Origin of the sequence: Pseudomonas sp. G34 (assembly GCF_031119625.1) — a bacterium.
GTDB lineage: Bacteria > Pseudomonadota > Gammaproteobacteria > Pseudomonadales > Pseudomonadaceae > Aquipseudomonas.
Map to the genome: position 1 here is coordinate 226009 of NZ_JAVHZV010000002.1, position 13859 is coordinate 239867.

Annotated in this window: 10 protein-coding genes, 2 tRNA genes and 1 pseudogene; 11 read left to right on the plus strand and 2 right to left on the minus strand. The window is 64.0% G+C overall.

The features are described 5' to 3' along the window. Positions 1-70: 70 nt before the first annotated feature. The 9 genes and pseudogenes from miaA to QYS36_RS23840 all read left to right on the plus strand — a co-directional run bounded on the left by miaA (position 71) and on the right by QYS36_RS23840 (position 9899). Positions 71-1027 (plus strand): tRNA (adenosine(37)-N6)-dimethylallyltransferase MiaA, encoded by a 957-nt coding sequence (gene miaA / locus QYS36_RS01570; protein WP_308837823.1) that lies wholly within the window; start codon positions 71-73, stop codon positions 1025-1027. Positions 1028-1138: 111 nt separating this feature from the next. Further along, the gene (gene hfq, locus QYS36_RS01575) at positions 1139-1399 is read left to right on the plus strand and encodes an RNA chaperone Hfq (protein ID WP_070880850.1); all 261 of its coding nucleotides are present in this window, start codon (positions 1139-1141) and stop codon (positions 1397-1399) included. A 14-nt stretch (positions 1400-1413) separates the two neighbouring features. Next, a complete protein-coding gene (gene hflX / locus QYS36_RS01580) occupies positions 1414-2715 on the plus strand; it encodes a ribosome rescue GTPase HflX (RefSeq protein ID WP_308837824.1) in 1302 nt (433 codons plus the stop codon). 97 nt (positions 2716-2812) lie between these two features. Next, the gene (gene hflK, locus QYS36_RS01585) at positions 2813-4003 is read left to right on the plus strand and encodes an FtsH protease activity modulator HflK (protein ID WP_308837825.1); all 1191 of its coding nucleotides are present in this window, start codon (positions 2813-2815) and stop codon (positions 4001-4003) included. Next, on the plus strand, positions 4003-4872 hold the full coding sequence (gene hflC, locus QYS36_RS01590) for a protease modulator HflC (RefSeq protein WP_308837826.1): 870 nt from the start codon (positions 4003-4005) through the stop codon (positions 4870-4872). The genes hflK and hflC overlap by 1 nt, the downstream gene beginning before the upstream one ends. 345 nt (positions 4873-5217) lie before the next feature. After that, positions 5218-6402, plus strand: a complete 1185-nt coding sequence (locus QYS36_RS01595) for an ATP phosphoribosyltransferase regulatory subunit (RefSeq protein ID WP_308837827.1) — start codon at positions 5218-5220, stop codon at positions 6400-6402. A gap of 79 nt (positions 6403-6481) precedes the next feature. Further along, complete coding sequence (locus QYS36_RS01600) at positions 6482-7774, plus strand: adenylosuccinate synthase (RefSeq protein ID WP_111464443.1); 1293 nt, start codon at positions 6482-6484, stop codon at positions 7772-7774. 1006 nt (positions 7775-8780) lie between these two features. Continuing rightward, positions 8781-9041 (plus strand): annotated as a pseudogene (locus QYS36_RS23835) (HAMP domain-containing protein); the annotation flags it as partial. Continuing rightward, entirely contained in the window at positions 9015-9899 is an 885-nt protein-coding gene (locus QYS36_RS23840; RefSeq protein WP_374990408.1) for a methyl-accepting chemotaxis protein, read from the plus strand. The pseudogene QYS36_RS23835 and the gene QYS36_RS23840, both read left to right, overlap by 27 nt. A 93-nt stretch (positions 9900-9992) precedes the next feature. On the opposite strand, the gene QYS36_RS01610 is transcribed toward QYS36_RS23840, so the two are convergent. After that, positions 9993-10079 (minus strand) — tRNA-Leu (locus tag QYS36_RS01610). A gap of 83 nt (positions 10080-10162) precedes the next feature. Then, positions 10163-10249: transfer RNA gene (locus tag QYS36_RS01615), tRNA-Leu, on the minus strand. 202 nt (positions 10250-10451) lie between these two features. Here QYS36_RS01615 and rnr point away from each other — a divergent pair. Together rnr and rlmB are read left to right on the plus strand one after the other, a co-directional pair. Further along, a complete protein-coding gene (gene rnr / locus QYS36_RS01620) occupies positions 10452-12947 on the plus strand; it encodes a ribonuclease R (protein WP_308837829.1) in 2496 nt (831 codons plus the stop codon). Beyond that, a complete protein-coding gene (rlmB, locus tag QYS36_RS01625) occupies positions 12944-13693 on the plus strand; it encodes a 23S rRNA (guanosine(2251)-2'-O)-methyltransferase RlmB (protein ID WP_308837830.1) in 750 nt (249 codons plus the stop codon). Before rnr ends, rlmB begins: the two co-directional genes overlap by 4 nt. The last annotated feature ends 166 nt before the right edge of the window (positions 13694-13859 follow it).

Genomic DNA, 13859 nt, shown 5'->3' on the forward strand with positions numbered 1-13859 from the left:
CCTCGGCGCCACGCTTGCGGCCGGCGGTTCATGCCCTGAAAATGGGCCGCCGTTCATTCGAGTCGCGCTGATGTCTTCGCTTCCTCCCGCCATCTTTCTGATGGGCCCGACCGCCTCCGGCAAGACCGATCTGGCCCTGGCCCTGGCGCGCGTATTGCCCTGCGAGCTGATCAGCGTGGACTCGGCGCTGGTCTATCGCGGCATGGACATCGGCACGGCCAAGCCCGACCGGGCCACGCTCGACGCCTTTCCTCACCACCTGGTGGATATCCGCGACCCGGCCGAAGCCTATTCGGCGGCCGATTTCCGCCGCGATGCCCTGGCGGCCATGGCCGACATCACCGCGCGTGGGCGTATTCCCCTGCTGGTCGGCGGCACCATGCTGTATTACAAGGCGCTGCTCGAGGGCCTGGCCGATATGCCGGGCGCCGATGCCGAGGTGCGCGCCGAGCTGGAAGCGCGTGCCGAGCGTGACGGCCTGGTGGCGCTGCACGCCGAGCTGCAGGCGGTGGACCCACAGTCGGCGGCGCGCATTCACCCGAACGACCCGCAGCGTCTGGTTCGGGCGCTGGAGGTGTGGCGGGTCAGCGGCATGACCATGACGCAACTGCGCGCGCAGCAGCGCGACGCCGCCTCGCAAGACGGCGGCTTGCCTTATACTGTGGCGCAACTGGCGATAGCCCCTGCGCAGCGGCAGACGCTCCACGAACGAATTGCACAACGATTTGATCTGATGCTGGAACAGGGCTTCGTCGCCGAGGTCGAACGCCTGCATCGGCGAGCTGACCTGCACGCCGAGATGCCCTCCATCAGGGCGGTAGGCTACCGGCAGGTATGGGATCATTTGGAAGGGCGGCTCAGCGCGGCGCAGATGCGCGAGCGCGGCATCATCGCCACCCGCCAGTTGGCCAAGCGGCAGTTCACCTGGTTACGCAGTTGGCAAAATGTGCAGTGGCTGGACAGTCTTGATTGCGACAATCTGCCACGTGCCTTGAAATACCTGGCGACGGTCTCCATATTGAGCTGAGACCTTGCCGCGGGCCGTCTATCCTTGGGGGAAGGCGTGCCAAAGCCGTTCACAGGCTAAGCAAACCGTTCAAAAACTATTCAATTATCGATTTATTTAGGAGTGCGGCACATGTCAAAAGGGCATTCGCTACAAGACCCTTACCTGAACACCCTGCGTAAGGAGCGCGTCCCGGTTTCCATCTACCTGGTCAACGGCATCAAGCTGCAGGGGCAGATCGAGTCCTTCGACCAGTTCGTCATCCTGCTGAAGAACACCGTCAGCCAGATGGTCTACAAGCACGCGATCTCCACTGTGGTACCGAGCCGTCCGGTTCGCCTGCCAACTGCATCCGAGACCGATCAGGCTGAATCCGAGCCTGGCAACGCCTAACCCAGGGGGTCGCATTGTTCTTCGAGCGCCATGAAGGGGGTGAACGGGCCATCCTGGTTCATCTGGATAGTCAGAACACCGAGGCGAGCGAGGATCCCCAGGAGTTTCAAGAGCTGGCTCTCTCCGCCGGTGCCGATACCGTGGCATTTTTCAGTGTGCCCAACAGTCGGCCCACCGCTAAATTCCTTATCGGCAGCGGCAAGGTGGAAGAGCTGCGCGACCAGGTACAGGCCCATGAGGCCGACCTGGTCATCTTCAATCACGTCCTCACGCCCAGCCAGGAACGTAACCTCGAGCGCATGTTCGAGTGCCGTGTGCTGGACCGTACCGGGCTGATTCTCGATATTTTCGCCCAGCGCGCACGTACCCACGAAGGCAAGCTGCAGGTCGAGCTGGCTCAGCTCGACCACATGAGCACGCGCCTGGTGCGTGGCTGGACTCACCTCGAGCGGCAGAAGGGCGGTATCGGTCTGCGCGGCCCGGGCGAAACCCAGCTGGAAACCGACCGTCGCCTGTTGCGCGTGCGCATTCGCCAGATCAAGCAGAAGCTCGAAAAGGTGCGCAGCCAGCGCGAGCAGGCTCGCCGTGGCCGCAAGCGTGCGGATATCCCGTCGGTGTCGCTGGTTGGCTACACCAACGCCGGCAAGTCCACCCTGTTCAACGCCCTGACCGAATCCGAGGTCTACGCGGCCGATCAGCTGTTCGCCACCCTCGATCCGACCCTGCGCCGTCTGCAGCTCGATGATCTCGGGCCGGTGGTGCTGGCCGATACCGTGGGCTTCATCCGTCACCTGCCGCACAAGCTGGTCGAGGCGTTTCGCGCGACCCTCGAAGAGTCGAGCAACTCCGACCTGCTGCTGCACGTGATCGATTCCCACGAGCCGGAGCGTGACGCGCAGATCGAGCAGGTGCTTCACGTGCTCGGCGAGATCGGCGCCCAGGATCTGCCGGTGCTCGAGGTGTACAACAAGCTCGACCTGCTCGAAGGCGTCGAACCGCAGATCCAGCGCAATGCCGATGGTCGCCCTGAGCGGGTGTGGCTGTCGGCCCGTGATGGTCGTGGCCTGCCCCTGCTCAAGCAGGCGGTTGCCGAGCTGCTCGGTGATGACCTGTTCATTGCCACGCTACAGCTGCCGCAGCGCCTGGCGCGCTTGCGGGCACAATTCTTTGAACAGGGCGCGGTGCTGCAGGAGTCCTATACCGAGGACGGCAGCAGCCTGTTGCAGGTGCGCATTCCGCGGGTCGAGCTCAACCGCCTGGTCAGTCGAGAAGGCCTGCAGCCACTCGAGTTCATCGAGCAACACACTTTGCAATAAAGCCCGCAGCGGTGATTTTGCCGCTGGAAGCAGGCATTCTGTAGCATTGGTGGGCGCGCCGTTGGCGCGTCTTTGCTTTATCAGTATGGAGAGCGCTATGGCTTGGAATGAGCCGGGTGGCAACTCGAACAATCAGGATCCCTGGGGTGGCGGCGGCCGTCGTGGTAACGGCGGCGGTGGCGGCGGCGACCGCAAGGGACCACCGGATCTTGACGAAGCCTTCCGCAAGCTACAGGACAAACTCAATGGGGTGTTCGGTGGCGGCAACAAACGCGGCAGTGACGACAATGGCTCCAGAGGCAAGGGTGGCGGTTTCGGCCTGCTGTTCGTTGCGCTGGCCGTGGTGGGCGCTTTTTGGCTGTACAACGCGATCTACGTGGTCGATGAGCAGGAGCAGGCCGTGGTGCTGCGTTTCGGCAAATACCACGAGACCGTCGGCCCGGGCCTGAACATCTACTTCCCGCCCTTCGATCGCAAGTTTCAGGAAAACGTCACCCGCGAGCGTGCTTACAGCAAGCAGGGGCAGATGTTGACCGAAGACGAAAACATCATCGAAGTGCCGCTGACCGTGCAGTACAAGATCAGCAATCTGAAAGATTTCGTGCTCAACGTCGACATGCCGGAAACCAGCCTGCAGCACGCCACCGACAGTGCCGTGCGCCACGTGGTGGGTTCCACCGAGATGGATCAGGTACTGACCGAAGGTCGCGAGCAGATGGCCGGCGATGTGCGCGAGCGTCTGCAGCGCTTCCTCGACACCTATGGCACCGGTATCACCGTGACCCAGGTGAACCTGCAGAGCGCCGCGGCGCCGCGTGAAGTGCAGGAAGCCTTCGACGACGTGATTCGGGCCCGTGAAGACGAGCAGCGTGAGAAGAACCAGGCGGAAACCTACGCCAATGGCGTGGTTCCCGAAGCCCGTGGTCAGGCCCAGCGTCTGATCGAGGATGCCAGCGGTTACCGCGACGAAGTGATCTCCCGCGCCCAGGGTGAGGCGGATCGTTTCACCGCGCTGGTGGCCGAGTACCGCAAGGCACCGGAAGTCACCCGTGAGCGTCTGTACCTGGACACCATGCAGCAGATGATGAGCAATACCAGCAAGGTGCTGGTAACCGGCGACAAGGGGCAGAACAACCTGCTTTACCTGCCGCTGGACAAGATGATCGACAGCCGTGGTGGCAGCAGCAACACGTCGTCCAGCGCTGCCGGCGCGGGCGCAGCCGATCTCGGTGCACGCGTTGGTAACAGCGCCGGCCAGTCAGACGTGCGTACAAGGGAGAGCCGTTGATGAGCAATAAATCACTGGTGACCCTGATCGCGGGCGTGGTGCTGGCTCTGGTGGCCTGGAGCAGCTTCTACATCGTGGCGCAGACCGAGCGGGCGGTATTGCTGCAGTTCGGGCGTATCGTCGAGGCCGACGTACAGCCGGGTCTGCACATGAAGATTCCTTACGTCAACCAGGTGCGCAAGTTCGATGCCCGCCTGCTGACCCTGGATACCGTCAACTCGCGCTTCCTGACCCTCGAGAAGAAGGCGCTGATGGTCGATGCCTATGCCAAGTGGCGCGTGCTGGACGCCGAGCGTTACTACACCGCGACCTCGGGCATGAAGCAGATCGCCGACGAGCGTCTGTCGCGTCGTCTCGAAGCCTCGCTGCGTGACCAGTTCGGTAAGCGCACCCTGCACGAGTCGGTGTCTGGCGAGCGTGATGCGCTGATGGCTGACGTGACCGCTTCGCTCAACCGGGCGGCGCAACGCGAGCTGGGTATCGAGGTGGTGGACGTTCGCGTCAAGGCCATCGACCTGCCCAAGGAAGTCAACCGCAGCGTATTCGACCGCATGAGCTCCGAGCGTGAACGTGAGGCGCGTGAGCATCGCGCCAAGGGTAAGGAACTGGCGGAGGGCATTCGTGCCGACGCCGATCGTCAGCGCCGGGTGCTGCTCGCCGAGGCCTATCGTCAGGCCGAGGAATTGCGTGGTCAGGGTGATGCCCAGGCCGCTGCGATCTACTCCAAGGCTTACGGTCAGGATCAGGAGTTCTACTCCTTCTATCGCAGCCTGAACGCCTACCGCGAGAGCTTCTCCGACAAGCGTGACGTGCTGGTGCTGGATCCGAGCAGTGACTTCTTCCGTTACCTGGAAAAGTCCAAGCCTTGATAGGGCTGTAAGTCGCACGCTGCAAGCGCCAGGTTGGGCCGAGTGCTCGCCTGTCGCTTGAAGCTTGTGGCTTCGGGCTTTTGGCGTGGTATGATGCGGCAGCCGGGAAAATCCCGGCTTTTTTACGCCTGTGGGAATCATGCGGCACGAACCTAGCGTTACGTTCTGTCTTGCAAGGCTGTTGACCTTGTCCCTTTCCGCGCCCCTGGCGTGGGGGCCTCGTGCAATCAATTCACTGATCGCCGCGATGCCCGTTCCTGGAGCCGACCGGCCTGTTGCCGGCTTTGGCTTTCCATCCGCTTCACTGAAGGCTTGTGCCGCCCGAATCAAGAGGGAAATGGCGAAATGGCGACCGTAGACCGCTGGCTGCTGCCAGATGGGATCGAAGAAGTATTGCCCCCGGAAGCGGCGCGCATCGAAATCGCGCGTCGTCAGGTGCTGGATCTGTTTCAGCGCTGGGGGTATGAATTCGTGGTTACACCCCATATCGAGTACCTGGAGTCGCTGCTCACCGGTGCTGGCCAGGATCTGGATCTGCGCACCTTCAAGGTGACCGATCCGTTGTCCGGCCGGCAGATGGGCTTTCGCGCCGACATCACCCCGCAGGTCGCGCGCATCGATGCGCATACCCTGCGCCGTGAGGGCCCGAGCCGGCTGTGCTACGCCGGCAGCGTGCTGCATGCACAGCCGCGGGCGCTGACCACCTCGCGCAGCCCGATTCAGCTGGGCGCCGAGCTGTATGGCGATGCCAGCCCGGCCAGTGACGTCGAGGTGATCAGCCTGCTGGTCGACACCCTCGAGCTGGCCGAGGTGCCGGACGTGCACATGGACCTCGGCCACGTCGGTATCTACCGCGGCCTGGTGCGTGCGGCGGAGCTGTCTGGTGAAGCCGAGCAGCAGCTGTTCGATGCCCTGCAGCGCAAGGCCATGGACGAGATCGATGCGCTGACCGAGGCGCTGCCGGAATCGCTGCGGCGCATGCTGCGCGCCCTGGGCGAGCTGTGTGGCGGTCGCGATGTGCTGGACCTGGCCCAGGCGTGCCTGGTCGATGCGCCGGATGACGTGCATGCCGCCCTGGATGAGCTGGTGGCCATCGCCGATGCGCTGGAGCTGCGTTATCCGGAGCTGCCGCTGTATTTCGATCTCGGCGAGTTGCGCGGTTACCACTACCACACCGGTGTGGTGTTCGCCGCGTTCGTGCCGGCTGTCGGCCAGGCGATTGCCCAGGGCGGCCGCTACGACGACATCGGCGCCGACTTCGGCCGTGCTCGCCCCGCTACCGGTTTCTCCACCGATCTGAAAACCCTGGTGACGCTCGGCCGTATGCCGCTCGGCGAAGAGCCGGCCGGTATCTGGGCGCCGGACAGCCATGACGTTTACCTGTGGCAGGCGGTTCGTCGTTTGCGCGCTGCAGGCGAGCGTGTGGTGCAGGCGTTGCCTGGTCAGGAGCTGGCCGCGGCTGCCGATGTCGGCTGTGATCGCCAACTGCTATTGCATGACGGTCGCTGGCAGGTGCTGGCGCTGGACTGAGCGGCCTGCGTGGTCGTCTATTCTGATTTACTTTCGCCGGCCGTGACCGGCTCAAGCTTGCGCGAAGAGGACAAGTATCATGGGTAAGAATGTCGTCGTCCTGGGCACCCAGTGGGGTGATGAGGGCAAGGGCAAGATCGTCGATCTGCTGACCGAACATGCCGCCGCCGTAGTGCGCTACCAGGGCGGCCACAATGCCGGTCACACCCTGGTGATCGATGGCGAGAAGACCGTGCTGCACCTGATTCCCTCGGGCGTGCTGCGCGAGGGCGTACAGTGCCTGATCGGCAACGGCGTGGTGGTTGCACCCGACGCCCTGCTGCGCGAGATCAACAAGCTCGAAGAGAAGGGCGTACCGGTGCGTGAGCGCCTGCGCATCAGCCCGTCCTGCCCGCTGATCCTGTCCTACCACGTGGCCCTGGATCAGGCCCGCGAGAAGGCCCGTGGCGAGCTGAAGATCGGCACCACCGGTCGCGGCATCGGCCCGGCCTACGAAGACAAGGTGGCGCGTCGTGGCCTGCGCATCGGTGACCTGTTCCACCGCGAGCGTTTCGCCGCCAAGCTCGGCGAGCTGCTGGACTACCACAACTTCCAGCTGGTGAATTACTACAAGGAGCCGGCCATCGACTTCCAGGAAACCCTGGATCAGTGCATGGAATACGCCGAGCTGCTCAAGCCGATGATGCTCGACGTCACCGCCGAGCTGCACAACCTGCGTCGCGCCGGCAAGGACATCATGTTCGAGGGCGCCCAGGGCTCGCTGCTGGACATCGACCACGGCACCTACCCGTATGTCACCAGCTCCAACACCACCGCTGGCGGTATCGCCACCGGTTCCGGTGTCGGCCCGATGTACCTGGATTACATTCTCGGTATCACCAAGGCCTACACCACGCGCGTCGGTTCCGGCCCGTTCCCCACCGAGCTGTTCGACGACATTGGCGCCTTCCTGGCCAAGCGTGGTCACGAGTTCGGTGCCACCACCGGTCGTGCTCGTCGTTGCGGCTGGTTCGATGCAGTGATCCTGCGTCGCGCCATCGACGTCAACAGCATCTCGGGCCTGTGCCTGACCAAGCTGGACGTGCTCGACGGCCTGGAAACCATCCGCATCTGCGTGGGCTACAAGAACGAGAACGGCGCCGTCATCGACGCCCCGACCGATGCCGACAGCTACATCGGCCTGGAGCCGGTCTACGAGGAAATGCCGGGCTGGAGCGAGTCGACCCTGGGTGCCAAGACCCTGGACGAACTGCCGGCCAATGCCCGCGCCTACATCAAGCGCGTGGAAGAGCTGGTCGGCGCGCCGATCGACATCATCTCCACCGGCCCGGATCGCAACGAGACCATCGTGCTGCGTCATCCCTTCGCCTGAGTGATGGTGGCTCCACGGCGAGCTGTCAGCGGGTAACAAGAAACGGGTCGCCTCTGGGCGGCCCGTTTTCATTTGACGGGCACTCACGTGCGGCACAATCTGGCGATGTGCCGCTACTCGGCACGCGCCTTGCTTGGTGTTGATCCTACCCCTGAAGTTGCCGCTCCTCTGGCGGTCGGAGGATTTGCCCGTGATCGCTGTGTTGTCGCTGTTGCGTAGTCGCCTGCTGTTGCCGGTGTTCATTGCCCTGGGCGTGGCGTTGCTGGTTCAGGTGCTGCTGGTGCTGGCCCTGACCCGTAGTACCGTGGATGGCCTGGTGACCGATCTGGAGCGCCAGCTGGGCAGTGACTCCCAGCGCCTGGCGAGCGAGCTGGAGCAGGCCAACAAGGAAGTTTCGGCCAGCCTTGGCGGGCTGTCGGTGCGCACCCGCGAGAGCCTGTCGGCCGGGTTGTCGAGCCGCCTCGGCGAGGAGCGCGTGCAGATTCGCGCCAGCCTCGAGCGCAGCCTGCGTGATTCCGCCAATGATCTGGCGCAGTTGCTGGCCGCCGTGGCGCCGCGGGCCATGTGGGATTCCGATGTTCCGGCGCTGTCGGAATTCGCCCGCCGCGCCCAGCGTAACCCCAACGTGCTGTTCGTGATCTACGACGACGCCGAGGGTAACCATCTGACCCGTTACCTCAACCGCCAGAACGCGCAGATCAAGAGCATGCTCGACAAGGGCGAGGGCGAACGTGCGCTGGACAAGGTCATCAATGCCGCAAAAAGCGACCCGAGCGTGTATTTCGTCGAGGCCAGCATCAGCCCCAGCGAAGTGGAAATCGGCAAGGTGCTGATGGGGGTTTCCACGGCCGCCATCGATGCCGAGCTGGCAGCCGTGGACAAGCGTTTCGAGGCCTTGCTCGCCAACGGTGGGCAGTTGGTGGCCGAGAGCCTGGCCGGTGCCTCCACGGACAGCGCCAAGGCGCTGTCGGCGCGCCTGGCATCGGCGCAGCAGGCTGCCCAGGGCATGGCGACCAATACCGGTGTGGCGGTCGACGCCGCGGCCGCGAACCTGCGCTGGCGCATCGGGCTGGGCCTGGCGGTGGTCGGCTTCGGGGTGCTGCTGGCGCTGGCGATCGTTTTGGGCCGGCGCGTTGTCGTACGCCTGCGTACCCTGATCGCGGCGCTCGACGATCTGGCTGCCGGCGAGGGTGATCTGACCCGCCGGATCGAAATCGACAGCCGTGACGAAGTGGGCGAAATGGCCTCGGCGGTCAACCGTTTCGTCGCCAAGCTGCAGCCCATCGTTCGCGAGGCCGGCGAGGTGGCGGTGCGCACCGGGCAGGAAATCACCGCCCTGAGCGCCCGTAGTGCCGCGGCGCAATCGGCAGCCGAACGCCAGCGTGACGAAGTGGCGGCCAGCCTGCAGGCGCTGGCGGCGATGGCCGACGAGGCGCAGGCCGAGAGTCGGGCCATGCAGGAGGCCCTGCAGCGGGTCGCAGCGATTCGCCAGTCGACCCAGGAAAATGCCGCGATCGCCAGCCGGGTTGGCAGCTCCATCGAGGAGCTAGTGCAGCGGGTCGATGCGGGGGCTGCGGTCATCGAGCGGCTGGCCACGCAGAGCGAGCAGATCGAGGTGGTGCTCACGGTGATTCGCGCCATTGCCGAACAGACCAACCTGCTGGCCCTCAATGCGGCCATCGAGGCGGCGCGGGCGGGCGAGAGTGGTAGTGGCTTTGCGGTCGTCGCTGACGAAGTGCGTGCCCTGGCCAGCAAGACCCAGCAATCAACCGGCGATATCCAGGCGCATATCGTTGCGCTGCAGCAGGGTGCTCGCGAGGCGGTCGGCGCGATTGGCCAGGCCGGGCAGCAGGCCGATCAGGGGTTGGCGGCGCTGCGCGAGAGTGCGCGCATCCAGCAGGCGGTGCAGCGTTCCGTGGAGGACGTGCATGGCGCCATCAATGCGGCGACCCAGGCGGCGGCGCACCAGGCCGAAGGTGCCGATGCGGTGCGTGGGCGGGTCGAGGTGATTCATGCCGAAGCCCAGCGCGCGGCCGAGGCCGTGGCGGCGACCGCCAATAGCGGCCGGGTGCTCGATGGCCTGGCGGCTCAGCTCAAGGGCAGCCTGGGGCAATTCAAGGTGTGAGGCGGGGTGCCCGGGGCCTGGCGCGCGCCAGGCGCTGCGGCAGGTTTTCGCAGGCAATAAAAAACCGAGCCATTGGCTCGGTTTTTTGAAATTTGGTGCCCAGGAGAAGACTCGAACTTCCACGATCTTGCGATCACTGATACCTGAAACCAGCGCGTCTACCAATTCCGCCACCTGGGCACTGCAGTAATGTTCACCGTTGCCGGTACGGATCATTACGTCCGTTATTTGCAAAGCAGGTTATCAAGCTGCTTCACGAAATTTGGTGCCCAGGAGAAGACTCGAACTTCCACGACCTTGCGGTCACTGATACCTGAAACCAGCGCGTCTACCAATTCCGCCACCTGGGCACTGAAACTGATGATTGCTCATCTGTTCCGTGTTACAACGTCTCCTCGACGCTGTGGGCGCGAACTATACGGTCGTGCTTTTACCTTGTAAACCCCTGACGTCGAAAAATTATTCGTGTCGAAAGCTGACCCGGAGGGCGCTTTCGCGCTTCAATAGACACATGGCAAAAACCGACTCTATAGATAAGGTGAACAGTTTCTAATGGCCGATTGGCAATCCCTCGATCCCGAGGCCGCCCGAGAAGCGGAAAAGTATGACAACCCCATCCCCAGTCGCGAGCTGATTCTCCAGCAGCTGGCTGATCGCGGCTCACCCGCCAGTCGCGAGGAGCTGCTCGAAGAGTTCGGGCTGACCACCGACGAACAGATCGAGGCGCTGCGTCGCCGGCTGCGCGCCATGGAGCGCGATGGCCAGCTGATCTATACCCGTCGTGGCACCTATGCGCCCGTGGACAAGCTCGACTTGATCCTCGGGCGCGTCAGCGGCCACCGCGATGGCTTCGGCTTTCTGGTGCCGGATGACGGCAGCGACGACCTGTTCCTGAGCCCGGCGCAGATGCGCCTGGTATTCGATGGTGACCGTGCGCTGGCGCGGGTTTCCGGCCTCGACCGCCGCGGCCGCCGTGAAGGCGCCATCGTCGAAGTGATCTCCCGTGGTCACGAGACCATCGTCGGCCGTTATTACGAAGAGAGCGGCATCGGTTTCGTGATTCCCGACAACCCGAAGATCCAGCAGGAAGTGCTGGTGACGGCGGGCCGCAATGGCGGCGCCAAGCAGGGGCAGTTCGTCGAAGTGACGATCACCCACTGGCCGACCCCGCGCTTCCAGCCCCAGGGCGATGTGACCGAAGTGGTCGGCAACTACATGGCGCCGGGCATGGAAATCGACGTGGCGCTGCGCAGCTACGACATTCCTCACGTCTGGCCCGAGGCGGTGATCAAGGAAGCCGCCAAGCTCAAGCCGGAAGTCGAAGAGAAGGACAAGGAAAACCGCGTCGACATGCGCCACATCCCGTTCGTCACCATCGACGGTGAGGATGCGCGGGACTTCGACGACGCCGTGTATTGCGAGAAGAGTGGCGGCAACTGGCGCCTGTTCTCCGGTGGCTGGAAGCTCTATGTGGCGATCGCCGACGTTTCCCATTATGTGAAGGTCGGTTCGGCGCTGGATGCCGAAGCCCAGGTGCGCGGCAACTCGGTGTATTTCCCCGAGCGCGTCATTCCGATGCTGCCCGAGGAGCTGTCCAACGGCCTGTGTTCGTTGAACCCCAAGGTCGACCGCCTGGCCATGGTCTGCGAGATCAGCATCTCCAAGACCGGCAAGATGACCGACTACAAGTTCTACGAGGCGGTGATCCACTCCCATGCGCGCCTGACCTACAACAAGGTCAGTGCCATGCTCGAGCAGCCCAAGAGCAGCGAAGGCAAGGCCCTGCGCAGCGAATACAAGGAGGTGCTGCCGCACCTCAATCAGCTGTATTCGCTGTATCAGGTGCTGCTCACCGCGCGCCATGAGCGCGGCGCCATCGACTTCGAAACCCAGGAAACCCGCATCATCTTCGGCACTGGCCGCAAGATCGCGGAGATCCGCCCGACCCAGCGCAACGATGCCCACAAGCTGATCGAGGAATGCATGCTGGCGGCCAACGTGGCCACCGCCGCGTTCATGCAGAAGCATGGCATTCCTGCGCTGTATCGGGTGCACGACGGCCCGCCGCCGGAGCGCCTGGAAAAGCTCAAGGCATTCCTTGGCGAGCTGGGCCTGTCGCTGCATCGTGGCAAGTCGAAAGACGGCCCGTCGCCCAAGGACTATCAGGCGCTGCTGGAAAGCATCCGCGGTCGTGACGATTACCACCTGATCCAGACGGTGATGCTGCGCTCGCTCAGTCAGGCGGTGTACAGCGCCGACAATCAGGGCCACTTCGGCCTGAACTACGATGCTTACGCGCACTTCACCTCGCCGATCCGCCGTTATCCGGACCTGCTGATCCACCGCGCCATCCGCAGTGTGATCCGCTCCAAGCAGGATACGCCGCACGTCGAGCGTGCCGGCGCGGTCAGCATGCCCAAGGCGCGTATCTACCCGTACGACGAATCGATACTGGAGCAACTTGGCGAGCAGTGCTCGATGTCCGAGCGGCGTGCCGATGAAGCCACTCGCGATGTGGTCAACTGGCTCAAGTGCGAGTTCATGAAGGATCGCGTCGGCGAAACCTTCCCGGGTGTGATCACCGCGGTAACCGGCTTCGGTCTGTTCGTCGAGCTCAAGGACATCTACGTCGAAGGCCTGGTGCACGTCACCGCGCTGCCCGGTGACTACTACCACTTCGACCCCGTGCACCACCGCCTGGCCGGTGAGCGCAGTGGCCGCAGCTTCCGCCTTGGCGACAGCGTGTCGGTGAAGGTCATGCGTGTCGATCTGGACGAGCGCAAGATCGATTTCGAGATGGCCGAAGGTGCAGAACAGGCACCGGCTGCGCGCGGCAAGCGCCGCGAGTCGGGCAGCGACAGCCGCGGTGGTCGCGGCTCGCGCGGCGGCTCTACGGGCAATACCGACGTGCAGAAAAGCCGTGACGTGAAAAAGGCCCTGCTCGCCGACTCCAAGTCTTCCGGCAAGGGTGCCAGCAAGGCGGCGGACAAGGGCGGCAAGCCGAGCCGTCATCGCAAGGGCCCATCGAAGAGCAAGGCCAAGTCATGAGTCAGCTGGAAAAGATCTACGGCGTACATGCCGTGGAAGCCTTGCTGCGTCATCACCCCAAGCGGGTGAAACAGATCTGGCTGGCTGATGGCCGCAGTGACCCGCGTGTGCAGCCGCTGCTCGAGCTGGCGGGTCAGGCGCGGGTCGCCGTCGGCCAGTGCGAGCGCCGCGAGATGGATGCCTGGGTCGAAGGTGTGCACCAGGGTGTGGTGGCCGAGGTCAGCCCGAGCCAGGTGTGGGGCGAAGCGATGCTCGAGGAACTGCTCGATCGTTGCGAAGGCCCGCCGCTGCTGCTGGTGCTCGATGGCGTCACCGACCCGCACAACCTGGGTGCCTGCCTGCGTACCGCCGATGCCGCCGGCGCGCTGGCGGTGATCGTGCCCAAGGACAAGTCGGCAACCCTGACGCCGGTGGTGCGCAAGGTCGCCTGCGGCGCCGCGGAGGTGATTCCGCTGGTGGCGGTGACCAACCTGGCGCGCAGCCTGGAAAAACTCCAGCAGCGCGGCCTGTGGGTGGTCGGCACGGCCGGCGAGGCCGAGCAGGAATTGTTCCAGCAGGACATGACCGGCCCGACGGTGCTGATCATGGGTGCCGAGGGCAAAGGCATGCGCCGCCTGACCCGCGAGCACTGCGATTACTTGGTCAAGCTGCCCATGGCCGGTAGCGTCAGCAGCCTCAACGTGTCGGTGGCCACCGGCATCTGCCTGTTCGAGGCGCTGCGCCAGCGCCGTTCGGTCAAGCGCTGAAACAATCGCCGGCTCATCGCCGGCGATTGCTGTTCAAAATATCACCAGTTCATCTTGCGTGCGCCAGGGGGCTTCTCTAGAATGTCGCCCCTTGCCGTCACGGCAGGCGCGTTCGCGCCCCTTCGTTTCAGCAAGCCAACAGTGTCATTCACTCCTTGCCTGACCG